Below are 21,035 nucleotides of genomic sequence, written 5' to 3'. Positions count from 1 at the left end.
CGCGCCGTGGCGCCGCCGCCGATCGCGACAAGGCGCGTTGCCGCCGGCGGAGCGGCTAAATTTTTTCGTGTCCCAGTTTAGAAAGGCTTTGCAGAGCCGGAGCTTAGCCTGTGCCCCGCGCATGAGGGGCCTGCGCCGGCACGCCATTGTGAGCGCCCTGGAGAGGCGCTTATCTCGCGGTTGCGAGACACATCGCGTCAGCCAATCCAGGACGGTTCATGGCCCAGTCTGAAGGGTCCACCAAGCGCTCCTCCGCCGCCGGCGGCTGGGGTGCTCTGAAGAGCTGCGGCAAGCACCTGCTCGGCAGCCGCGCGCCTCTCACCGGCGCCCGCGCGCTGCTGAAGGCGAACCAGCCCGACGGGTTCGACTGCCCCGGCTGCGCCTGGGGCGACCCGGAGCACGGCTCGTCCTTCGAGTTCTGCGAGAACGGCGTGAAGGCGGTCTCCTGGGAGGCCACCGACAAGCGCACGAAGCCGTCCTTCTTCGCCAAGCACACGCTGACCGAGCTGCGCGGCTGGAGCGACTACGCCCTGGAGGGCCAGGGCCGCCTGACGCACCCGATGCGCTACGACGCGGCGAGCGACCGCTACCTGCCGGTGAGCTGGGACGAGGCCTTCGCGGAGATCGGCGCGACCCTGCGCGGGCTCGACCATCCGGATCAGGCCGAGTTCTACACCTCGGGCCGCGCCTCCAACGAGGCGGCCTACCTGTACCAGCTCTTCGCCCGCGCCTACGGGACCAACAACTTCCCCGACTGCTCGAACATGTGCCACGAGGCCAGCGGCGTCGCGCTGATTGACGCGATCGGCATCGGCAAGGGCACGGTCCTGCTGGAGGATTTCGAGAAGGCGGACGCGATCTTCTGCGTCGGCCAGAATCCCGGCACCAACCATCCGCGCATGCTCGGCGACCTGCGCCGGGCGGCCGAGCGCGGCGCTAAGGTCGTGGTGCTGAACCCCGTCCGCGAGCGCGGCCTCGAGCGGTTCGCCGACCCGCAGAACACCGTCGAGATGCTGCGCGGTTCGAGCCGCCCCATCGCCAGCCACTACCTGCAGCCGCGCTCGGGCGGCGATATGGCGGCGTTCCGGGGCATCGCCAAGGTCGTGTTCGCCCGCGACGCCGAGGCGCTGGCGGCCGGCCGGCCCTCGCTCCTCGACCGCGCCTTCCTGGAGCACCACACCGCCGGGCTGGAGGCGTACCGCGCCGCCGTCGCGGCGACGTCCTGGGACGCGATCCTCGACCAGTCGGGCCTCACGATGGACGAGATCGCCGCCATGGCGGACGTCTATCTCGGCGCGCAGCGGGTGATCGCCACCTGGGCGATGGGCGTGACCCAGCACAAGCACTCGGTGGCGACGATCCGGGAGATCGCCAACCTGCTGTTCCTGCGCGGCCATATCGGCCGGCCGGGCGCGGGCCTCTGCCCGGTCCGCGGCCATTCCAACGTGCAGGGCGACCGCACGGTCGGCATCAACGAGCGCCCCGCCGCCGCCTTCCTGGATTCCCTGGAGCAGCATTTCGGCCTCGCCATGCCGCGCCGGCACGGCCACAACGTGCTGGCGGCGATCCGCGCCATGCGCGACGGTACGGCGAAGGCTTTCATCGGGCTCGGCGGCAACTTCCTGCGGGCGACGCCGGACACGCCGGTGGTGGCGCAGGCGCTGGCCTCGTGCCGGCTCACCGTGCACATCGCCACCAAGCTCAACCACGCCCATCTGGTGCCCGGCGCGGTCGGCTACCTGCTGCCCTGCCTCGGCCGCACCGAGATCGACCGGGGCGCCGAGGGCAAGATCCAGATCGTGACCGTCGAGGATTCGATGAGCATGGTCCACGGGTCGGGCGGCATCAACAAGCCGGCCTCGAAGGAGCTGCGCTCCGAGATCGCCATCATCGCCGGCATGGCGCAGGCCACCGTCGGCTCCGCCGCCATCGACTGGGCCGGGTTCGCCGCCGATTACGACCGGATCCGCGAGGCGATCGCCGCCACGATCCCGGGTTTCACCGGCTACAACAGCCGGGTGCGCAAGCCGCGCGGCTTCATGCTGCGCAACCTCGCCGCCGAGCGGGTGTTCGACACGGCCAGCGGCCGGGCCAACTTCTCGGCCGACGCCCTCCCGGCCGAGACCGACCACCAAGCCGCCCGGAAGACCCGCGACACCTACGTGCTGCAGACGTTCCGCAGCCACGACCAGTACAACACCACGATCTACGGCCTCGACGACCGGTACCGCGGCGTCTACGGCGAGCGCCGCGTGGTCTTCGCCCATCCGGACGACCTCGCGGAGATCCGCGACCGGCTCGGCGAGCGCGTCGACATTCTCGGCACGCACGACGACGGCATCACCCGCCGGGCCGAGGATTTCCGCCTCGTGCCCTTCGACATGCCGCGCGGCTCGCTCGCGGGCTACTACCCCGAGCTGAACGTCCTGGTGCCGCTCTCGACCTTCGGCGAGAAGAGCGACACGCCGACCTCCAAGTCGGTGCTGGTCACCCTGCAGGCGCGCGCCGCCGCGTGAGCGCCGAACCCGACGAGGCGGCGTTCGTCGCCGCCCTCGACCGGGTGTCGGCCGCCCGGCCCGATCTCGACCCGCTGTCGGCGGGTCTCCTGGCGGCGCTGGATCTCGGCCTGCCGGGCGACAGCCGCGCCTTCGCCCGCACCTTCGGGGTGGAGCACGCCCTCGTGCTGCGCGCCCTCGCCGGCCTGGAGGAAGCTGGGCTCGTCGCCGTCACGGCGCGCGACGGGCGCACCCAGCGGACGCGCTACACGACCTCCGATCTAGGACCTTCGGTGCCCTCACCACGCGCGTAGCGACGTGACCCGGGGCAGCCAATGGATCAGGATGTGGCGCTGCCCCGGATTGCTTCGCTCCGCTCGCGAGGACGGGCGCGCGGACGTCGGACGGAGCCGCGCTCAGAATCCCTTCGCCTTGATCGCCTCGGCCCAGGTGACCGCCCGGCGGTTCACGCCGAGATGCTGCCGCTCGTAGAGCCGGCCCTCCAGCTTGATCGCGCCGCGCTTGGCGTATTCCGGGCGCTCGAACGCCTCGATCACCAGCTTGGCCCTGCGCACCTCCTCCTCGGTCGGCGCGAAGGAGGTGTTGGCGGGCTCCAGCTGCGTCGGGTGGATCAGGGTCTTGCCGTCGAAGCCGAGGTCGCGGGCCTGCCGGCACTCGTCCCGGCAGCCCTCGGTGTCGGCGATATCGTTGTAGACGCCGTCGAGGATGGCCAAGCCCTCCGCCCGGGCGGCGGCGAGCGCCATCATCATCCAGGGCAGCATCGGCACGCGGCCGGGGACGATCTTGGCCCAGGTGTCCTTGGCGAGGTCGTTGGTCCCGAGGACGAGGCAGGTCAGCCGGTTGCGCGGGTCGCGCTTCGCCCGGGCGATCTCCTGGATGTTGAGGATCGAGGCCGGGGTCTCGATCATCGCCCAGATCGCGATGCCGTCGGGCGCGTCGAGGGATTCGAGGCGGTCGGCGATGCTCTCCAGAACCGCGGGGGACGAGACCTTCGGCATCAGGATCGCGTCGGGCTTGGCCTCGATGGCGGCGTGGAGATCCGCCTCACCCCAGGGTGTCTGGGGGGCGTTGACGCGGATGATCAGCTCCCGGCTGCCGTACGAACCGCTCTTCACGGCGGCGCAGACCTGCTCGCGGGCGATCTCCTTCTCCTCCGGGCCGACGGCATCCTCGAGGTCAAGGATGATGCTGTCGACCGGAAGAGTCTTGGCCTTGTCGAGCGCCCGCTGGTTCGAGCCGGGCATGTACAGCACGCTCCGGCGCAGGCGCAGATCGGTCGTCGTCGCCATCGGCTTCTCCCTCCTGGGCCGTCGCGCGGCCTCCCGTCGTTGCGCTGCACCCTAAAGCACGAGGCCGGCCGCGCCACACCCCAAAGGTCGGGGCGGGTGAGTCCCCGCACGGTTTGATACCGTGGCGCCGCTCCGCAGATCGAAGCCGCGGTTTGGTCATGTTCCGCCGCTTAAAGGCCGGACGAAACCAATTCTCGGGGTCCGGAATCTCTACGATGCGCAAAGTCTTGGTCACCCTCGCCTTGCTCGGGACATTGGCTGCACCCGAGGCGGCCCGGGCCCAGAGCCGGACCACCCTCGGCGTCGGCTCCGGCGCGGTCGCCGGGGCGCTGGTCGGCGGCCCGATCGGCGCCGTCGCGGGGGCCGTGGTCGGCGGCTTCGTCGGGAACTCGTCGGAGCGCGGGCGCCGGCACGTCCGCCNATCGAGAAGGAGAACACCACGATCATCGACGGCGTCGGCGAGAAGTCCGACATCGAGGGCCGCATCGCGCAGATCAAGGCGCAGATCGAGGAGACCACCTCGGACTACGACCGTGAGAAGCTGCAGGAGCGTCTGGCCAAGCTCGCGGGCGGCGTCGCGGTGATCCGCGTCGGCGGCGCGACCGAGGTCGAGGTGAAGGAGAAGAAGGACCGCGTCGACGACGCGCTGAACGCCACCCGCGCGGCGGTCGAGGAAGGCATCGTCCCGGGCGGCGGCACCGCGCTGCTGCGCGCCAAGAAGGCGGTCGCCGAGCTGAAGTCCGAGATCCCGGACGTGCAGGCCGGCATCAAGATCGTGCTGAAGGCGCTCGAGGCTCCGCTGCGCCAGATCGCGCAGAACGCGGGCGTGGAAGGCTCGATCGTGGTCGGCAAGATCACCGACAACACCTCCTCGGAGACCTTCGGCTTCAACGCCCAGACCGAAGAGTACGTCGACATGATCCAGGCCGGCATCGTCGACCCGGCCAAGGTGGTGCGCACCGCCCTGCAGGACGCGGCCTCGGTCGCCGGCCTGCTGGTGACCACCGAGGCGATGGTCGCCGACGCGCCGAAGAAGGACAGCCCCGCGCCGGCGATGCCGGGCGGCGGCATGGGCGGCATGGACTTCTAAGTCCGCGCCACCCGTCGAGACCACGGAAGGGGGTCGCCGAGAGGCGGCCCCTTTTCTTTGCCGAACATCGTCTCGCTCAAGTCCGAACCGGATCGAAGATCTGCGCGTACTCGCGCGACGACGTCGATTTTTATAGACGTGATGCAACGGGCGTGGGTTGTTCCATCGCGACGATGTTACCCATCCACTGTCGCGCGGGCGGCGAGAGCATCGACGAAACTTCGGATGCGCAGCGCCGAGCGCGCGTGGCCGACATAGAGGGCGTGGACATCCGGAACGGACGTCGCTGTCGCGGATGCGTGCGGGGTCGGCCTGCGGCGCCCCGTGCGGAGGGTCGGCCGATCCCCGACAGACCCTCATGGCCGGATCACGGTCCGGTCGAGCTTCAGGAGAAGCGTGACCGGGACGAGGCCGATCATCACGATGAGCAGGGCGGCGACGGCACCATCCTCGTAGGTTCCGCGCGCCGATCGGCCCCGATGTCGCGGGCGACGTCCCGGTCGCCGCCTGTGGCCTCGCGGGCGAGGTTGTCCTTCACGCTCCGCAGCCGGGCCTCCGTCTTCTCCGCGCCGTGGCGGACGAGGAAGGCCGAGATCAAGGCGGTGTTGTCGGGATGCTGGCCCGAACGCAGGCACACCTCGCACTTCCATCGCGGATCGGCGAGCGCTTCGTAGGTCGCGGCCGCCAGATCGGTCAGGCCCGTGTCGGCGTAGAGCACGCGCGCATCGAGAGGGTGAACCAGCGTCCGTCCGCGTCGCGTAAGGGCACAGGCACCGGCGCTTCGAGCGCCGGCGAGCGCACCGGCTGGGTCAGGTCGCGATCGACGAGGTCAACGAGATTGCCGATATCGACCGTCATGATGACGTCCGCGGACGAGCGCGCGCCCTCGGCGCCGACCCGCTGGGCAAGCCCCTTCTCCACGAAGACCGTGTTCCCTGTGACGCCGCTCTGAGCGGTGGAGGCGTCGAGCAGCGGCCCCTTGCCGACGATGATCGGCTGCGCGGCAACTTGGCGTCGGACCCTCTCGTAGGCCGTCGAAGTTCGCGACGTTCGAGGCTGCCACCATCGGCTGACGCGCATTATGAACTCATTATGCTGCTCTCGCGCCAAGGCAATACAAGAGAAGTTCGGCAATGCATCCCGAACCTCGCCGTCAGAGCTATTGAAGCCGCGCTCCATGACGGGTAAAGTGAAAGCATTCGCTTGCCGGCGCGAGCCGACTGGGTGAAAAACTCCGGATCGGAGGCGGTCTATGCTTGCATTCGCTTGCCTTTTTGCCGCTGCGGCCGTTTTCGGCTCGCTTCTCGGAAGCGGCGCCATCGACTACTCGCCCGGATGGCACCACATCGCGAGCTACGGTTGGGCCCTGTGCGTCAATGCGGCCGCGATCAGCGTCCTCCTGTTGTTCAACCTCTATCATCGCCACGGATCGCGACCGCACTGAGATGCGGCTGGAGCCGCGAACCGAGCGCCAGACGGCCCCGCGTCAGTGTTCTCCCCCGAGCCGCCGCTCCGGCCGCGACCCGGGTCTCCAGGAGGCCCCAAGCCTGCCGGGCTCTGCGCCTCCGTTCGCATCCCGGCGGCAATGGTGAGTGCCGCGTCCCGATCGGGCCCTCGCGGCGGCATCCTGGCCCTGTCGTATCTCGGCTGTCCCGGAGATCGAGTGCTGCATTGGGGAGACAGAGGCGCTCAGAGCTGAGGACCCGCTCATCGGCGCAGGTTCGGCCTCACCCCTCCGCGATGAAGCCCTCGAAGCCTTCCTCGTCTTCGATGACGAAGAGGCCAGAGATCCAAGGTCAACCTGACCGTTTTCCTCCATTGGCCTCGCTCGCGGTCGAGACAAACCGAAGCGTCAGTATCGGCCCCGACGCGACGCCGCTGCCTCACGGCTCTTCGGCCACAGGTGGATCCGCCGCGCAGGCCGAAGACTTGATCGGGACCGCCGTCCCCGTATGGGTCGCAGCCCGCGCGCTCGCATTCAGGCACAGGCCACCGGCAGCTCCCCAACCGGCCTCGTGTGGCGCGGCGTGCGCATCTCCAACTTCGTGTTCCAGTCGCGCCGGCTCGCCGGCCCGGCGCGCCCCGGCCCCAGCGCCGCCATCGACGGGCCCGATCGCTCGCGGTCCAGCGCGTTGATCAGCGGCCGCGGGCTGCGCGACAGCGGCACGAGATCCTTCGTGACGATCCCGGTTCTCGCATACCGCGCCGGCCGCGTACCCGGCTCGCGCCAGGTCCGCGCCACCCCGCCCGGATCAGGATCGGCGTGTCGGAGCTGTGCTCATGCAGGCGCAGTGTGGTCGAGACCGAGCGCATCGGCTCGCCCCGGTCGTGCTCGCTCGTGTCATAGAAGATCGTCGCGTACGCCATCGAGCCGGAACGCTCTTGGCGATGTGGCCGGCGAGCCCGGTCCGCGTCTTGGTCGCGCCGATCCCGAGGCAGGTCGGGATCCCGGTCCGGCCCCGCGCCGTGGCGCGCAGGTCCCGGGCGAGCTCGACCCGCGCGCCTCGGCGGCGGCACAGGGCGCAGATCTCGAAGTACGGGTCGCCCGTCTCGATGCCAAGCGCCTCGGCCTCGGCGGTTCGGGCGAAGGCGCAGCCGTCGGTGTTCGTGAGCACGATCGCCGGCACGGCGGCAAGCTTCGAGTCGAACACGCGCTCGCACGAGCAGTAGAAGCTGTTGCCGTCGATCGGCGTGCCGGCGGCCGGATCGGGCGCGATGCGAAATTCAGCCATCCGAGCGTTCATCGCCGGCGCCGGTCAGCCTGAGGAATGTGTCACGGCCTAAACCGCTTCTCCCCGAGGCAAGACCAAGTCGCCATGACCGGAACGATCATCCCACTTCGCCCCGAGGACGGCGAGACCGCCGTCGTCGCAGGGACGGACGAGCTCACCGCGGATCTGGTCGCGGAGCGGATCGGCGTGCTCCTGAACGTGCTGCGTCAGAGACGGACCGAGCTGAACGCCCAGATCGCCAAACTGCAAAGCGTGCAGCCGAGTGCCGAGACCCAGCTGACCAAGCTCACCGCGGAGTTGATCGGCCAGATGAGCAACAGCGTGGCTCATATGAACCTGCTCATCGATCAGGCCGAGATGTTCGTCCGTGAGCTGACACGCGACGCCCCCTCGCCTTGAACCTGTGTGAGAGGGGGGCTTCGCCGGCCCGCTCAGGGCGGCGCCCGCTTCGTCTTCAAGGGTTTCCACCTCCACCTGTCGGACTACGGCTGCGAGAGCCGCGTCGCGGCGATCGAGGAGATCGCCGCCCGGGTGGAGGCCGCGAAGGGTCTCGGATTGCCGGCGCAGCCGATCGACGTCGCGCGGCTTCGACCCGTTGTTCGGCAAGTCCGCGTCAACGAGCCGGCGCTTCACGTGCCGCGTTCTTGGTCAATCGCGGGTTCTCGACACGAAACCGCGGGGCACCGCTGCTGAGCCCGCTCATGACCAGGCGGACGGGATCCTCTGAGGTCTGGCCGACGGTGCCGCCCCTCGGCCGAGGCGCCTCGAGCGACCGATAACGGCCCGAACAACCGGTCCCCGCAGGCGTTGGTAACTTCAAGCCGCAGGATGCGTCTGGTGGCGAGCTCCCATCCGAATCCCTCTTCTTCCGGCCCGAAGATCGAGGCCGATCGCGAGGACGAGGTCCGTTCAAGCGGTCCGTTCAAGACCGATCGGGCTGCGGAAGCCTTGCCGGAGCCGCGGCGCGCTGGCGAAGATCTGAGGCAGCGTCAGGACGCGTTGCTGGACGAGGCGATCGAAGAGACCTGTCCGGCGCGTGCTCCGATCTCACCGCAGCGCATCACCCGGTAGGCTTTCCTCACCCGGCGACCGGCTCTGGCGCGGCGAGGGCCGGGGGGGTGCTACATCGCTCCCGTGATCGCAGTTCCGTCTACCCCGTAGAGATCGAAGCCGGGCGTCCGGTGCGGGGCAGGCTCATGGAAAACCGCGCCCTGGAACAGAGCTGTGCCGGCTCCTGACCATCCGCGGCATCGTGGCTGCGCTGAGCTCCGCGCGGATGGGCAGTGGCCGGGCCAGCGCCGAGACGCATCGGAACAGTCGGAAACCGCACACAGTATAGTCGGCAGCTATATTGTTTCAATAGGCTGATGAAATGCTCTGTTCAGCGGCATATGTCCGCAACGACGATGACGTTCGACGGGGCCAGTCGCCATGAGCGAAGATCCGATCGACTTGGACGACCACACGGCCTGGCTGGTTCTGCAACTCGTGAGCAACGGCCCGACCTCGGCTGAAGCGGCGACTGCCCTGACGGTCGAGAAGCTGCGCCGGCTGGAAGATCTGGCACGCAATGCCGGCGCCGGGCGGCAGGCATTCCAGAAGATCCTGTCGGCGCGCCGGGTGCTCGGCGACCGTGCCGATCTGGGGCGGACTTCGCCCTTCACCGACGACCTCTCGTTCAATCCCGCTCCGGAGTCGTTGCGGGTCGATGCGCCCGGGGCCGCCCCGTCGGCGTGAACGCCCCGTCTGAGCCGGCCGGCCACGGGAGCCGATCCCTGGAAGGCCCCCGCCCCCGTGATCGACAGGCTGTCCGCTCTTCTGGAGGGGCAACGGCCGAATTCGGCTCAGCGAGCCCACACCCGCCTGCGCGAGCGGCGCCTTGTCCGGGCGCGTGAGGCGATCAGGACGGGGGCTGATCCACGAACGGTGCCTTCAATCCGTACCTTCCCGCGCCTTGTCCAGACGAGCGACGGTCCGATCGGCGCATCGGGCGAAGTCGCGTCACGGGCTGAGCTAACCGGTCCTTAGAACCGGGCCGACTAGGAAGCGACTACATGGCGCCTGCCGGCGGTCGCCCGAAGGCGGGATCCAGGCAGGTGACCGGCGTGAGCGACCGATAGCCCAAGGACGCGTGCGGCCGCACGCGGTTGTCGGTGTATTGCCCGAATCCGACCCGGGTGGGGCTTTCCTGGGCGGGTGGACGATCTCCCGCCTCAGTCAGGCGGCGCGACGATTGTCTCTGGCGCTCGTAGAGCGTGGGTTCTGCCACGACGGGCGCGGTGCGACGGACGGGATGCATCGAGCCGTCTGGGCGCTCCACATGCGCAACGCCTGCGAGACTATCGCTTGGCCACTGACGCAGTGAATGTGCTCGGAGATGGCGTGCCGCACATCGCATCGGCCAGCCCCGATCGCGGCCAGGCTGTCGATGCGCTCGACCACCTGCAGCACCGAGCAAGCCCGGCTGTGCTCCCCGATCGGCTTCGGCTTGGCGCGGCCGAAGCCGCTCCAAGGGCTCGTCACCGCTCCGGTAAAGCAGTTCGGATCGGACGAAGGCAGGGCGGACAAACTTGTTGTCGACGCTCGGGTGGCCCGAATTAATCGGTGAGTTCAATGTATCGCGTCGAATTAGATTGAGGTCGTCACAATATTCGTTGAGCGAGCGCAACCTATGTAATTTCCACGAGCGCGCGCATTCCGTTCACTCCAGCTGCCGGATAATGTATGCAATTTGGTGAGGTTGGCCGGTGCCAGTACGCGATCTCGCCCGTTCTCAGGGAGCGGTCATGAGCAGGGACGAAACGCCGGTCTGGATAAGGCGGCGAATTGAGCGCCGATTGGCGCGAGGGTGCAGTGATCTCGGGCCGATCCGCATATTCCTGAAGAATTTTCGCCGAGACTGCGCGTCCGAGCGGGCGGAAGATCTGCCCGACAATGTCATCCTGTTCCCAGGCGTCATAACTCTGCGGATGCTAGAACTTGCGACTGCATAGGAAGAACCAACCAAGCGGCGCAGGCGAGGGACAGTCGCTGCGCCGCCGGGTTGGCTGCCGCCCTCGTGTTGGCCGAGGACGACACCGGAGGATCGCGCAGCGGGACCGAGGCGGCGATTAAATTAGCTTTCATGGTCGAGCGTCGCTTGATTGACGTTTGATCCTCCTCCGCGTTCGCGTCTCTGACGACCACGGGCTACGGCGACATCACCCTGCCGGGGCCGACCGGCCGGCTGCTCTCGGTCTTCGCGATGATCTGCGGCCTGACGCCCTTCTTCCGCCTCGCCTCCTGGTGTTCCGACTCTACGAGGTGCGTTTTCCCTGCCATGCCTCCGGGCTGCAGGATCACGAGCCCGACGCCGTGCTGCAAGGACTGCGGCAACCTCCTGAACATCCCCGACGAGGGCGCCTACTCGACGCCCGACGCGATGTCGCGGAATCGCCGGTAGCGGTCCTCCAGGTCGGCGAGATCGGACGGGTCCGCCACGTCGCGTCGGGCGGCGGCGACGACAAGATCCGCGTGCCGGGCGAGTTCGGTCGCCCTATCCGGCAGCCTCTCGACCTCGGCGACGCGGGCGAGCACGTCCAGCATCCGGCCGAGCACGTGGACCGAGCCGGCCGCGTTCTGCCGGATCATGTGGAACATGGCGTCGCACAGCCCGTCGTAGTCCGTCACCGGGTGGACCAGCACGGGGCGCCCGTCGCGCACGACCACGCCGGTGGGCAGGTGCTGCGGGGCGATCCGGCACAGGGCGTCGCCGAGATGGTCAACGACGCTGCCGGCGGTGAACGGGTCGTTGATGCCCGGCGAGAGCCCCCGTACCGCGATCTCCACCAGCTGCCGGATCGAGTATTCCGGGTCCTGGAGCGCGGCGGGACGCCGCCCCAGGGTTACGGCGTCGCGGATGGCGGCCTCTGCCCCTTCGATCTGCGCGGACAGGAACGCCAGCGGATAGCCGCTCGGCACATAATCGCCCGGCCGCACTCGCAGGGTGACCGTGACACGGTTCTCGTGGGCCCATGCCGCCAGCGCGTCGGCGTCCATGGCTTGCACGTAGCCGCCGCCGGTCGCGGCGACGGCGCGTCCGCTTGGCGTCTCAGCGGGACGGGCTGCTCCCGGCTCGTCGCGCGTATGCGCCGCGATGGATTTGCAGAGATCCTGCTGGACGGCATCGACCACCGTCTCGATGTTGATGCTCGTGGCGATGTGGTGGACGAACCAGACCAGGGTGCCGACCGCGACCAGCGCCAGGACAAGGGCGCCGGTGATAGCGAGGTGCGGGACGAACGGGCTCTCCTCCACCGTGCGCACCGTGCGCAGGACCATCAAGGCGTAGGCGAAGGTCCCGAGGAAGATGCCCAGAGCCGCCTGGTTGCGGCCATCGCGGATGAAGTTGCGCAGGAGTCGGGGACCCATTTGGCCTGAGGCCAAGGTCAGGGCCGCGATGGTGATGGAGAAGGTCGTGCCCGCGACCCCGATATTGGAGGACGCGATGGCGCTGAGGAGCGCCCGTGCGCCCTCGGCCCCGCCCGAATAGCCCCAGTTCGTGTCCGGCGAGGAGGGGTCGTACCCGGCGACGTGGGCGGTCTCCAGCCAGACCCCGAACTGCGCCAGCAGGATGCAGCCGAGTACGATCAGGGCCGGGCGAAGCCAGAACAGGTCGCCGAGGATCTCCAACCAGGCTTTGACGCGCGCGCTCATCGCTGCGACCTGACAGCTCCCGGCGCCGACGACAACCGGCACGATGGGGCGTTCCGGTCGTTGGAGATCGGAAGCGGCGGCTCGCCCGGTTCGGTCCGACCCGGGCCGGAAGACCGCGAGCGGGAAGGATACCTCTTGATCTCGATCTTCGACCTCGCCGCGCTGCTGCTCACCCTCTCGGCTCTGTTCGGCTGGCTGAACCGACGCTTCCTGCGCATGCCGCACAGCATCGGCCTGCTCGTGATGGGACTCCTCGCCTCGCTCGCGCTGGTGCTCGCCGACCTCGCCTTTCCGCAGCAGCATCTCTACCAGGATCTGACCCGCGTGCTCGATCAGGTCGACTTCACCGGCGTGGTCATGAACGGCATGCTGGCCTTCCTGCTATTCGCCGGGGCCCTGAACCTCGACCTCGGCGCCCTGCGCGATCGAGCTTTCGCCGTGTCCACCCTCGCGCTGCTCGGGACCGTGATCTCGACCGCCGTGGTCGGCGCAGCGTTCTGGGCGGTTGCGCAGGCCCTCGGCACGTCGGTTCCGCTGGCCTGGGCCCTCGTGTTCGGGGCGCTGATCAGCCCGACCGACCCGGTCGCGGTGCTGGCCACCCTGAAGAACGTGAAGGTGCCGGAGGCCCTCGAAGTGGAGATGCAGGGTGAGGCGTTGTTCAACGACGGCATCGGCATCGTGCTGTTCACCGTCCTCCTTGCCTACGCGACCGGCCGAGGGGGCGAGGCGACGAGCGTCGGCGGTGTCGCGACGCTTCTTCTCCATGAGGCCGGCGGAGGCGTGCTGCTGGGCATCGCCACCGGCTACGTCGCTTACCGGGCGATGAAGGCCATCGACGATTTCCCCGTGGAGGTGCTGATCACTCTGGCTCTCGTCACCGGGACCTACGCCGTCGCTCAGAAGCTCGGCACGAGCGGCCCCCTCGCGGTCGTCGCGGCGGGGCTGCTCGTCGGCGAGCGCGCACCGCGCTACGCGATGAGCGACACCACGCAGAGATACGTTTCGGCGCTCTGGACGCTCGTCGACGAGGTGCTCAACTCGGTCCTGTTCCTCCTGATCGGCCTGGAGGTCCTCGTCCTGCGCTTCCAGGTCTCCGGCTTGGCGCTGGCGGCGTGCGCCGTCCCGATCGTGCTCGCAGCCCGCCTCGTCGCGGTCTCGACACCGGTCCTGCTATTCCGCTGGGGCGGCAACCTCTCGCTCGGCAACGTGCCGTTCCTGACCTGGGCGGGCGTGCGCGGCGGCATCTCGGTGGCGCTCGCACTCTCGATGTTGGAGAGCGAGGCCAAGTCCACCGTCCTGGCGGCGACCTACGCGGTGGTTCTCTTCACCATCATCGTGCAGGGCTCGACCCTCGGCTTCGTCGCGCGACATACCCTTCGCGCCAGATAGATGGTCCTTGGACTTCCCTCGGCCGCCTCTGAAACGGTCGGGCGTCGGCCAACCGGCAGCTTCTGCGCAGGGTGGGAAGCGGGCAATCCAGTCTGCTCAGAGTATCGGCTCAGACGGCTTCATCACCTTCTCGAACTGAAACGCCTCTCCACCTCCAGGAAAGTCGTCCGGCTCGTCCACCCGGTTCGGGTCCGGATGATATGAGTTGAAAAACTCGACAATCTTGAAGCCGCACTTGTTGACGTAGAAATGAATATTTCGCTTCTCGAAATAGGGCGTGTGCGTCTGCCAGCTGATCGTCTCGGGGTAACGCTGCTCGATGGCAAGCCAAGCCTTGACGCCGAGGCCGCGCCCCTCCTCGCCAACCTTGAGGAAGAACAGGTCCAGCGAGTTGCGACGGGTCTCGGAGTCGATCCTCAGCACGGCCCCACCGACTGTCCGACCGTCGCAGAGGATATGCAGGACGACGGCATCGCGCGCATCGAGCGCGGCGTCGAGAACCTCATCGGACGGGATCGGGCCATCGGGCAGCTCTCCGAACGCATCGACGACCGCGACGGCGAACGCATCCTGAAGCTCTTTCTTGAACGACGCATGGTCGCTGGTCCGGGCTTCGGCGAGGGTGATCAGATCGCGTTTCATGCAGCGCTCCCATTCCCATGAACGCGCGCGGGCGGCAGGAAGATTGTATCGATCCCTGCAGCCCGTAGATCTGCGTCGGACGCCGTTGCAGGAACCGGGCGTTGGTCGGGCTTCCACATGCAAGGTGAGCGCGATCAACCAAAGCAGAATGGCCGCGATCGCCGTGCGGATGCCCGCATGGCGTGCATCTTGACCGGGACACAGTCGCGGCGCGCGAGCCTGGATCGATGAGTCGGCGCGAAGAACTGCCGCGCATGCCTACAGTGCCTGTGCGCCGAGCGATCTGGTCACTGGGCCGAGATCACGACGTTCCGCGCCATTCGCACGACCGCCACGACCATGCCGAGCGTGGCGACGGCAAGATGTGCAGACATGCTGATCATGGCGCTCCCTGCCCCGCCTCGCGGGGCGCTGACAGGGAAGCCGCGCCGTCCGGCACGTCACTCCATCTGCTGACGGTCTTCGTGGTCGCCGCCGTACTGCTGATCCATCGCACCTCTCCTGCGCTGAGAACTGCAATTGCCGCGCCAGCCCGAACCCGCCGTTCCGACGCTCCCCTTCAGAGAGGTCGATTCGGTTAACGAGAGCTTGCCGTCGAGCCAGTTCCCAAGAGGGCGTGTCGGCCCACTGCAGCGTTCAACGCAGCCGCAGCAGGCCTGCTTGAGCGTCAGCCAGAGAACGACCCAAAGCCCTCGAAGGCGTTGGTTGGCTTCGCGACGGGTGCCGGCTTCTCAGAAGTCGCTTCGTCGCTCTCGTATGTCTTGTCGAGCGACGGTTCCAGGTGTTCTGATTGTGTCTGGTCTGAGACAGAGGCGAGCGACGCAACAAAGCGATCGGGCTGCGTGTCTAACGTCATCCAAACTCCTCAGGTCGTAGCCGAAGCAGCGGCCACGCCGAAGGATATACGATACGGTCAAGTTTGCAAAATTCGGCCGCGGGCTGCTCGAGCATCGAAGGTCCCGATACTCGGCCAACGAACTGCGCCGTCGGCGAGAGGCGGGCTTTGACACCCGTGTCGAACGTGATCGCCCGCAAGGCGCTCTCAGGTCGATACCGCCCGGTGAGCGCCCGATCCGGAGCGCTCGATCAGCTTGCCGATCCGGCGCGGCGCTCATCCGAACCACCCGCGCGGCTTCTGCGGCGGCGCACCGGTGACGCAAGAGGCGTGCGGCATGTCGGCCGCCATGGCCGAACTATGCAGGGCTGCCGCATCCGCCGCAACCGGGTGGCTCGACCGCGCAAGGTGTGAGCGCCCGACGCAGTCGGCTTCACCACATCTCTTCGCGGATGAGTGCGCCGCCTCGATCGAAGGTGCCGCGCCAGCCCTTGTTCAGCAGGCGTACGGTCACGCATGTTTGGCCCGCGTCGTCGCCTTCAACGGCCTTGATCCGTGCATCGACGTACCCTTGCCGTTCCATGCGCTTCAGGTCATCGGCGCTCACGTCGAGCCGCGCCGCCAACTCCCGGGGATCGATGATCCAGTCGCCTCGAAGGCCGAGGGTAAGCCTCATGGAGCAGGCCTCCATCAGCTCGGCAGCGAGTGCGGGGCTGTGACCGAGTCTAGCACGGCACGGTCGCTGATCCGAGCGGCAGGACCCACCCGGCACAACGGCTGCTGTGGCCGCTGCGGCCGTCACTCCCGTGACTCGATGCTCGAAGCGCGCCAGGAGCCGCAAGGGAGCCGCGCCCCTGCGCAGGGGCGGACGCGGCCGCGCGAGGCGCGCGCCGCCGGAGAAGAGCGCCCGTGAGAGGCCGGCGGCTCCTGCGGCGCGAACACCGCGCGCGCAGCCGTCCGTCTCATGCTTGAACATGTCGTAGCCGCCCGGCCCGTCCGCAGGCGGGAAGCGGTGGGTGGCGAGGTCGGCCGGATTGAGTTCATCTCGGCGCGGCGCCCTCCGCCGCGGCGCGGCCCGCAAGCCGGTGCAGGCCCCTCCCCTTCCGGCCGAGGGCCGCCCCCGACGGCCGCGGCTCGAACAGCAACGGGAGCCGGATATGAACGCCGCCGCTCCGATTCCGCTGAGGGTTATGCCTGCCCGGCGGCCGAGGCGATCGCCGCCCTGCGGCTGTTCGGTCACCCGCCCTTCCCCGACGAGCCGGATCGCGCCCCGCACCGCGCGTGCGCGACGACGCGCTGCTCGCGGCTCCGCCCGTCCGCGTCACGGCGTTCGTAGGACGCCCGCGCTCGGAGAACCGGGCCGGCAAGGCGCAGGCGCTCCGCATCTCGGTCCCGCGCGCCGCGGCGAGCGATGGGTGATGTCGCCGCGTGTCTCGGGGTGAAGCCGGTCCGCGCCGACGCGGTGCCTTACAAAAATCAGCGCGGTCGATCCGGGTCTGAAAAAAATCAGCGCGGCCTCGGCGGCGTCCCGGGCCTCCGTTCCGCCGCGGCAGCCGCACCGCCTTACAAAAATCAGCGTGGATGGACATGCGACCCGCGATTCGGCAGGATCCACGGCGCGCACGCGAGTCCGGCCGGCGCGCGCGACGCTGAGTTTTGCCAGCGGGCCGCGCGCCGGCGCTGATTTTTCACACTCGCGCCGTTCGGGGCGGCTGCGCCGGTGGGCGGGGACGCTCGCCGACGCTGAGTTTTGTAAAGATTCCCGGTCGGCGCGCTGAGATTTGGAAACCCGATGATTGCGCCGGCGCGGCGACTCCCGCCTGATGGTCTCCAAGTTGCCCTGTGCTCGGCACGAGGAGAGCGAGACCGGCATGAACGCGGCAGAAACCCGCCAGCTGAGCCTGTGGGAGCAGAGCCTGCTGCGCCCCGAAACCGGGGCCGACAGACCGCGGAACGGGCTCGGCCCCGCGCTCGACGGCCGCATGGACGTGTCGTTCCTCCATAAGGGCTTCTGCATCGCCGGACTTCCGCTGCGTCGCCCAAAGAACACGATGGAACCGTGGAACCGACGCGACGGGCGGTTCTCGCTGACCGTCGAGCCGGCGCGGTTCGTCCTGCCGAACGGACGCCAGATCGAGGTCGGCGTCCCGTTCGGGCCCAAGGCCCGCCTCCTCTCCATGTGGTTGGCCACGGAAGCCCGGGACCCGCGCCGGAGTGCCGGCGACCGCTGGATGGAGATGGGGCGGATCACCGAGTGGCTCCAGGCCGTCGGATTACCGGTCACGGGTGGCGAGCGGGGCTCGATCGGGCCGACCAAGGATCAGCTCGTCCGATTGAGCTTTCCCATCTTCACGATGTTCCTCAACGGCGACGAGGGCGGTCACGTCTTCAAGCGCGAGAGCCTGATCGAGGGTGGGGCGTTCAAGGACGACGACCTCGAGGTCTGGGCCGCCGGGGGGCACAGCGCCATGCGCTGGCCCGAAGCCCTGATGCTCAGCCAGAACGCCTACGACCGCTTCACGCGCCACTCGATCCCGGTGCCGACCGCCCGGCTGCGGCAGGTCGCCCACAACGCCATGGCGATCGATATCCTCGTATATCTCTGCTACCGGCTGCCGCTGCTGTCGCGCGGGGAGAGCGAACTGCTGACGTGGCGCGATCTGATGGCGCAGTTCGGCTCCTCCGAATTCGCCTCGCGCTTCAAGCAGGCCTTCTCGGAGTCGATCAAGCGCACGCTCGACGCCTACCCGGAGGCCAACGTCGCGATGACGGCGGAAGGTCTGGTGCTGCGGCACTCCGAGCCCGCCGAATTGCGGCGCGCCTTCGTCGCCGTCACCGGGAGCCCGACCCGTCGCGCCCGCGCGGCGCCGCGCTCGCGCAAGGCCGCGCGAGGCCCGGATCAGGCCGGCCCGTGCGAGGGCGGGGCGGACCTGTTGACGCCGGCCGGAGCCGCTCGCGGCTGAAGAGTGCACGATCGCGACCGGACTAACGCGACGGGCCGGSCCTCATCCGACGTACCCCAGATCGGCCGCGCCCACGCGCGCGACTGACACCTGGGCATCTTCACCGCTCAAGACGGAGCAACCCGGCAAAAGAAAAGGCCCCCGAGTCGATCGCCCCGGAAGCCCTCTCTGTCGTCTGGACAACGTCAGAGAATCACTCCCGGACATCGCTGTCAAGCGCGTGCGATGCGGCCATCGCCACGGCGGGCGCTGATCTCTTGCCTCATCGCAGGCGAGGACCATGCATCTCGAACTCGAACCCACGACGCCCTTCGGGCGGCGACCGCTCTCGCTCGGCATGATGGCCACGCAGGCGGCGGCCAAAGCCTGCCCCGACGAAGCGATCGGGCATAAATGGCGTATCTTCCGCGACGTGACCGAGGCGAAAGAGCACCTCGCCGTCTCGGATCGCGCGCTCGCCGTGCTGAGCGCGCTGCTCACGTTTCATCCCGAGACGACTTTGTCGCCCGGCCTGCCGCTCGTGGTCTTCCCCTCGAACCGTGAGCTGTCGACGCGGTCGCACGGCCCCTCCCCGGCGACGCTGCGGCGAGCCTTGGCCCAGCTTGTCGAGGCGGGCTTGGTGATCCGGCGGGACAGCCCGAACGGCAAGCGCTACGCGCGCCGCGACAGCGCCGGCGCGATCGCGCGCGCCTTCGGGTTCGACCTGACACCGCTTCTCGCACGCGCGGCGGAATTCGCGACGCTCGCCCAGCAGGTGCGGGCGGCGGCGCGCAGGCGCCGTCTCCTGCGCGAGGAGATCGCCCTGCACCGCCGTGACCTCGCCAAGACCCTCGCCTTCGCCGCGGAGTCCGGCTGGCCGGGGCCCTGGGCTGCGTTCGCGGATCGATTCGCGGCCTGCGGCGGCATGCCGGGCCGGACCGCCGGCGAGCCCCCATTGCAAGCCGCCGCCGAGGCGCTGCGCGCGTTGCGGCAGGATTTGGACAAGTGGCTGCCAGACCCAGCGTATTCGGCGAATACGGTCGGCAATGCGTCTCACAGTGAGCGCCACCATCAGAATTCAGATCCAGATCCTGCCCTCGAATCTGAACGGGATGTCCGACGAAGCCCGGGTGAAGACCCGCGACCGGGAGCCGAGCCCGCGCGGTGCCTGCCGCGCCCTCTGCCCCTGCCGATGGTGCTCGAAGCCTGCCCCGACATCGTCCTGTACGCCCGCGACGGCATCCGGAGCTGGTCCGATCTTGCAGCCGCGGCCGAGGTCGTTCGCCCCACGTTACGAATCAGTGCGGGTGTCTGGGACATGACGGTGGCCGCGATGGGGCGGGATCACGCGCTGGTGGCGCTGGCGGCGATCCTCCAGCGCGCCGCGGCGATCAATGTCCCGGGCGCCTACCTGCGCGACTTGGCGAACAAGGCCCGCGGGGGCGGATTTTCCGCTTGGCCGATGCTCTTCGCCCTCTGGCGGCTGCGCCAGGGAGCGACGTCCGGCAGCTTGCACGCTCCCCGGCACCGTCCAGGAAGTTGACCGCGGTCAACTCGCCGGGTCGGGTGGACCAGCGCTGGCACTGGCATCAACATTCTGTTCATATTCCTCCTGCTCTTGTCACGGTGCGGCGGCGTTTGCATCCGCAAAATCCGTGATAGGAGTTCCAAACCGTGGCCAGCTCCGCGGCACTCGCCGCCCTACCCTCTTCAGTGTCAGGTTCCACAGCGATGCACGACCTGATCGCCGGCGACGCGCAGGCTCTGTCGGCCAAGTTGCAGTCACACCGGCAGCGCCTGTTCCCACCCGAGGCGCGCAAGCAATTGCGGCGCTTCTCGTCCGGCGAGGCCGCCAAGCTGATCGGGGTCGACGACGGCTACCTGCGACGTCTGTCGCTCGACGGGAAGGGCCCCGCCCCCGAGATCGGGCCGTCCGGCCGGCGCTCTTACTCGAGTGCCGACATCCAGGCGCTGCGCGTCATGCTGGACGAGGGGGCCAAGACCGGCCGCCGGTACCGGAAGGAGCGGCGGGCCGAGGAGCATCTCCAAGTCATCGCGGTGGTGAACTTCAAGGGTGGCTCTGGCAAGACGACCACGGCGGCCCACCTCGCGCAGCACATGGCGCTGCAGGGCTATCGCGTCCTCGCCGTCGACCTCGACCCGCAGGCGAGCCTGTCGGCGCTTCACGGGATCCAGCCCGAATTTGACGTGCAGGACAACGAGACCCTCTACGCCGCGATCCGGTACGACGAGGCACGGCGTCCCTTGGCCGACGTCATCAAGCAGACCTACTTCCCGGGCCTCGACCTCGTGCCGGGCAATCTCGAGCTGATGGAATTCGAGCACGAGACGCCGCGCGCCCTCCTCCAGCGCCGCAGCGACGGAGATTCCTTGTTCTTCACGCGCTTCGCGCAAGCCCTGGACCCGGTCGCCGAGCGTTACGACGTCGTCGTGGTCGATTGCCCGCCGCAACTCGGCTACCTGACCCTCTCGGCCCTGTGTGCGGCCACCAGCGTGCTCGTCACGGTGCATCCCCAGATGCTCGACGTCATGTCGATGTGCCAATTCCTGCTGATGACCTCCGAGATGCTCGGGGTCGTCGCCAAGGCCGGTGGTGACATGAACTACGACTGGATGCGCTACCTCGTCACGCGCTACGAGCCGACCGACGGCCCGCAGACCCAGATGGTCGCCTTCATGCGGACCCTGTTCGGCGAGCGCGTGCTGACGAACGCGATGCTGAAGAGCACGGCGGTGTCCGATGCCGGCATCACCAAGCAGACCTTGTTCGAGGTCAGTCGCGACCAGTTCACGCGCGCGACCTACGATCGGGCGATGGAGAGCCTGGACGCCGTCAATGGCGAGATCGAAGCTCTGATCCGCACGGCCTGGGGACGCTGATCCG

17 protein-coding genes and 3 pseudogenes are annotated in these 21,035 nt (G+C 68.6%); 12 read left to right on the top strand and 8 right to left on the bottom strand.

All coding sequences use genetic code 11. The features are described from left to right. The first annotated feature begins 218 nt into the window (after window positions 1–218). Together MOTC310_RS19010 and MOTC310_RS19005 are read left to right on the top strand one after the other, a co-directional pair. Window positions 219–2,516: an FdhF/YdeP family oxidoreductase gene (locus MOTC310_RS19010; RefSeq protein ID WP_331302930.1), complete on the top strand. Its 2,298-nt coding sequence runs from the start codon at window positions 219–221 to the stop codon at window positions 2,514–2,516. Continuing rightward, entirely contained in the window at window positions 2,513–2,809 is a 297-nt protein-coding gene (locus tag MOTC310_RS19005) for a hypothetical protein (RefSeq protein ID WP_331302929.1), read from the top strand. The genes MOTC310_RS19010 and MOTC310_RS19005 overlap by 4 nt, the downstream gene beginning before the upstream one ends. 102 nt (window positions 2,810–2,911) lie before the next feature. On the opposite strand, the gene MOTC310_RS19000 is transcribed toward MOTC310_RS19005, so the two are convergent. Further along, on the bottom strand, window positions 2,912–3,805 hold the full coding sequence (locus MOTC310_RS19000; protein WP_331290177.1) for an HpcH/HpaI aldolase/citrate lyase family protein: 894 nt from the start codon (window positions 3,803–3,805) through the stop codon (window positions 2,912–2,914). Between the two features lie 412 nt (window positions 3,806–4,217). On the opposite strand from MOTC310_RS19000, the pseudogene MOTC310_RS18990 reads away from it, so the two are divergent. Next, window positions 4,218–4,895 (top strand): annotated as a pseudogene (locus tag MOTC310_RS18990) (TCP-1/cpn60 chaperonin family protein); the annotation flags it as partial. 469 nt (window positions 4,896–5,364) lie between these two features. Here MOTC310_RS18990 and MOTC310_RS18985 read toward each other — a convergent pair. Continuing rightward, a pseudogene (locus MOTC310_RS18985) lies at window positions 5,365–5,870 on the bottom strand (type 2 periplasmic-binding domain-containing protein); the annotation flags it as partial. 277 nt (window positions 5,871–6,147) lie between these two features. Here MOTC310_RS18985 and MOTC310_RS18980 point away from each other — a divergent pair. Then, window positions 6,148–6,339 carry a hypothetical protein gene (locus MOTC310_RS18980; RefSeq protein WP_331294770.1) on the top strand — a complete coding sequence of 64 codons (192 nt, stop codon included), beginning with the start codon at window positions 6,148–6,150 and terminating at the stop codon, window positions 6,337–6,339. A gap of 534 nt (window positions 6,340–6,873) precedes the next feature. On the opposite strand, the gene MOTC310_RS32985 is transcribed toward MOTC310_RS18980, so the two are convergent. Together MOTC310_RS32985 and MOTC310_RS32980 are read right to left on the bottom strand one after the other, a co-directional pair. Continuing rightward, window positions 6,874–7,137, bottom strand: a complete 264-nt coding sequence (locus tag MOTC310_RS32985; protein WP_473753940.1) for a hypothetical protein — start codon at window positions 7,135–7,137, stop codon at window positions 6,874–6,876. Between the two features lie 10 nt (window positions 7,138–7,147). After that, a complete protein-coding gene (locus MOTC310_RS32980) occupies window positions 7,148–7,627 on the bottom strand; it encodes a Y-family DNA polymerase (RefSeq protein ID WP_473753939.1) in 480 nt (159 codons plus the stop codon). An 84-nt stretch (window positions 7,628–7,711) separates the two neighbouring features. Here MOTC310_RS32980 and MOTC310_RS18970 point away from each other — a divergent pair, with 84 nt between their 5' ends. The 4 genes and pseudogenes from MOTC310_RS18970 to MOTC310_RS18955 all read left to right on the top strand — a co-directional run. Further along, window positions 7,712–8,026, top strand: coding sequence for a hypothetical protein (locus tag MOTC310_RS18970; RefSeq protein WP_331294769.1), 315 nt, complete (start codon window positions 7,712–7,714; stop codon window positions 8,024–8,026). 438 nt (window positions 8,027–8,464) lie between these two features. Next, complete coding sequence (locus MOTC310_RS18965; protein WP_331302928.1) at window positions 8,465–8,698, top strand: hypothetical protein; 234 nt, start codon at window positions 8,465–8,467, stop codon at window positions 8,696–8,698. 360 nt (window positions 8,699–9,058) lie between these two features. Continuing rightward, the gene (locus tag MOTC310_RS18960; protein ID WP_331302927.1) at window positions 9,059–9,364 is read left to right on the top strand and encodes a hypothetical protein; all 306 of its coding nucleotides are present in this window, start codon (window positions 9,059–9,061) and stop codon (window positions 9,362–9,364) included. Window positions 9,365–10,799: 1,435 nt separating this feature from the next. Further along, window positions 10,800–11,069 (top strand): annotated as a pseudogene (locus MOTC310_RS18955) (ion channel); the annotation flags it as partial. On the opposite strand, the gene MOTC310_RS18950 reads toward MOTC310_RS18955, so the two are convergent. Further along, the gene (locus MOTC310_RS18950; RefSeq protein ID WP_331302926.1) at window positions 11,030–12,322 is read right to left on the bottom strand and encodes a DUF2254 domain-containing protein; all 1,293 of its coding nucleotides are present in this window, start codon (window positions 12,320–12,322) and stop codon (window positions 11,030–11,032) included. The pseudogene MOTC310_RS18955 and the gene MOTC310_RS18950 sit on opposite strands and share 40 nt — an antisense overlap. Before the next feature lie 135 nt (window positions 12,323–12,457). Here MOTC310_RS18950 and MOTC310_RS18945 point away from each other — a divergent pair, with 135 nt between their 5' ends. Then, a complete protein-coding gene (locus MOTC310_RS18945; protein ID WP_331302925.1) occupies window positions 12,458–13,711 on the top strand; it encodes a cation:proton antiporter in 1,254 nt (417 codons plus the stop codon). Between the two features lie 96 nt (window positions 13,712–13,807). Here MOTC310_RS18945 and MOTC310_RS18940 read toward each other — a convergent pair whose 3' ends face one another. The 3 genes from MOTC310_RS18940 to MOTC310_RS18930 form a co-directional block, all read right to left on the bottom strand. After that, complete coding sequence (locus MOTC310_RS18940; RefSeq protein WP_331302924.1) at window positions 13,808–14,353, bottom strand: N-acetyltransferase; 546 nt, start codon at window positions 14,351–14,353, stop codon at window positions 13,808–13,810. Between the two features lie 667 nt (window positions 14,354–15,020). Next, on the bottom strand, window positions 15,021–15,209 hold the full coding sequence (locus MOTC310_RS18935; protein ID WP_331302923.1) for a hypothetical protein: 189 nt from the start codon (window positions 15,207–15,209) through the stop codon (window positions 15,021–15,023). A 412-nt stretch (window positions 15,210–15,621) separates the two neighbouring features. After that, window positions 15,622–15,864, bottom strand: coding sequence for a DUF6522 family protein (locus tag MOTC310_RS18930; protein WP_331302922.1), 243 nt, complete (start codon window positions 15,862–15,864; stop codon window positions 15,622–15,624). A 1,195-nt stretch (window positions 15,865–17,059) separates the two neighbouring features. Here MOTC310_RS18930 and MOTC310_RS18925 point away from each other — a divergent pair. The 3 genes from MOTC310_RS18925 to repA all read left to right on the top strand — a co-directional run bounded on the left by MOTC310_RS18925 (window position 17,060) and on the right by repA (window position 21,031). Next, a complete protein-coding gene (locus MOTC310_RS18925) occupies window positions 17,060–18,151 on the top strand; it encodes a replication protein RepA (RefSeq protein ID WP_331302921.1) in 1,092 nt (363 codons plus the stop codon). A 280-nt stretch (window positions 18,152–18,431) separates the two neighbouring features. Further along, window positions 18,432–19,673 carry a plasmid replication protein RepC gene (gene repC / locus MOTC310_RS18920; protein ID WP_331302920.1) on the top strand — a complete coding sequence of 414 codons (1,242 nt, stop codon included), beginning with the start codon at window positions 18,432–18,434 and terminating at the stop codon, window positions 19,671–19,673. A 188-nt stretch (window positions 19,674–19,861) separates the two neighbouring features. Beyond that, window positions 19,862–21,031, top strand: a complete 1,170-nt coding sequence (gene repA, locus MOTC310_RS18915) for a plasmid partitioning protein RepA (RefSeq protein WP_331302919.1) — start codon at window positions 19,862–19,864, stop codon at window positions 21,029–21,031. Window positions 21,032–21,035 lie beyond the last annotated feature (4 nt).

This window comes from Methylobacterium oryzae (assembly GCF_036441375.1).
In the GTDB taxonomy this organism is placed as follows: domain Bacteria; phylum Pseudomonadota; class Alphaproteobacteria; order Rhizobiales; family Beijerinckiaceae; genus Methylobacterium; species Methylobacterium oryzae_A.
Note: the sequence above shows the minus strand (reverse complement) of the source record. Positions and strands in the feature narration are given on the sequence as shown.

Excerpts from the sequence above, each read along its gene's own strand:
- MOTC310_RS19010 (WP_331302930.1), top strand. The coding sequence starts at position 219 with ATGGCCCAGTCTGAAGGGTCCACCAAGCGCTCCTCCGCCGCCGGCGGC.
- MOTC310_RS19000 (WP_331290177.1), bottom strand. The coding sequence starts at position 3,805 with ATGGCGACGACGACCGATCTGCGCCTGCGCCGGAGCGTGCTGTACATG.
- MOTC310_RS18980 (WP_331294770.1), top strand. The coding sequence starts at position 6,148 with ATGCTTGCATTCGCTTGCCTTTTTGCCGCTGCGGCCGTTTTCGGCTCG.
- MOTC310_RS32980 (WP_473753939.1), bottom strand. The coding sequence starts at position 7,627 with ATGGCTGAATTTCGCATCGCGCCCGATCCGGCCGCCGGCACGCCGATC.
- MOTC310_RS18970 (WP_331294769.1), top strand. The coding sequence starts at position 7,712 with ATGACCGGAACGATCATCCCACTTCGCCCCGAGGACGGCGAGACCGCC.
- MOTC310_RS18960 (WP_331302927.1), top strand. The coding sequence starts at position 9,059 with ATGAGCGAAGATCCGATCGACTTGGACGACCACACGGCCTGGCTGGTT.
- MOTC310_RS18950 (WP_331302926.1), bottom strand. The coding sequence starts at position 12,322 with ATGAGCGCGCGCGTCAAAGCCTGGTTGGAGATCCTCGGCGACCTGTTC.
- MOTC310_RS18940 (WP_331302924.1), bottom strand. The coding sequence starts at position 14,353 with ATGAAACGCGATCTGATCACCCTCGCCGAAGCCCGGACCAGCGACCAT.
- MOTC310_RS18935 (WP_331302923.1), bottom strand. The coding sequence starts at position 15,209 with ATGACGTTAGACACGCAGCCCGATCGCTTTGTTGCGTCGCTCGCCTCT.
- MOTC310_RS18930 (WP_331302922.1), bottom strand. The coding sequence starts at position 15,864 with ATGAGGCTTACCCTCGGCCTTCGAGGCGACTGGATCATCGATCCCCGG.
- MOTC310_RS18925 (WP_331302921.1), top strand. The coding sequence starts at position 17,060 with ATGAACGCGGCAGAAACCCGCCAGCTGAGCCTGTGGGAGCAGAGCCTG.
- repC (WP_331302920.1), top strand. The coding sequence starts at position 18,432 with ATGCATCTCGAACTCGAACCCACGACGCCCTTCGGGCGGCGACCGCTC.
- repA (WP_331302919.1), top strand. The coding sequence starts at position 19,862 with ATGCACGACCTGATCGCCGGCGACGCGCAGGCTCTGTCGGCCAAGTTG.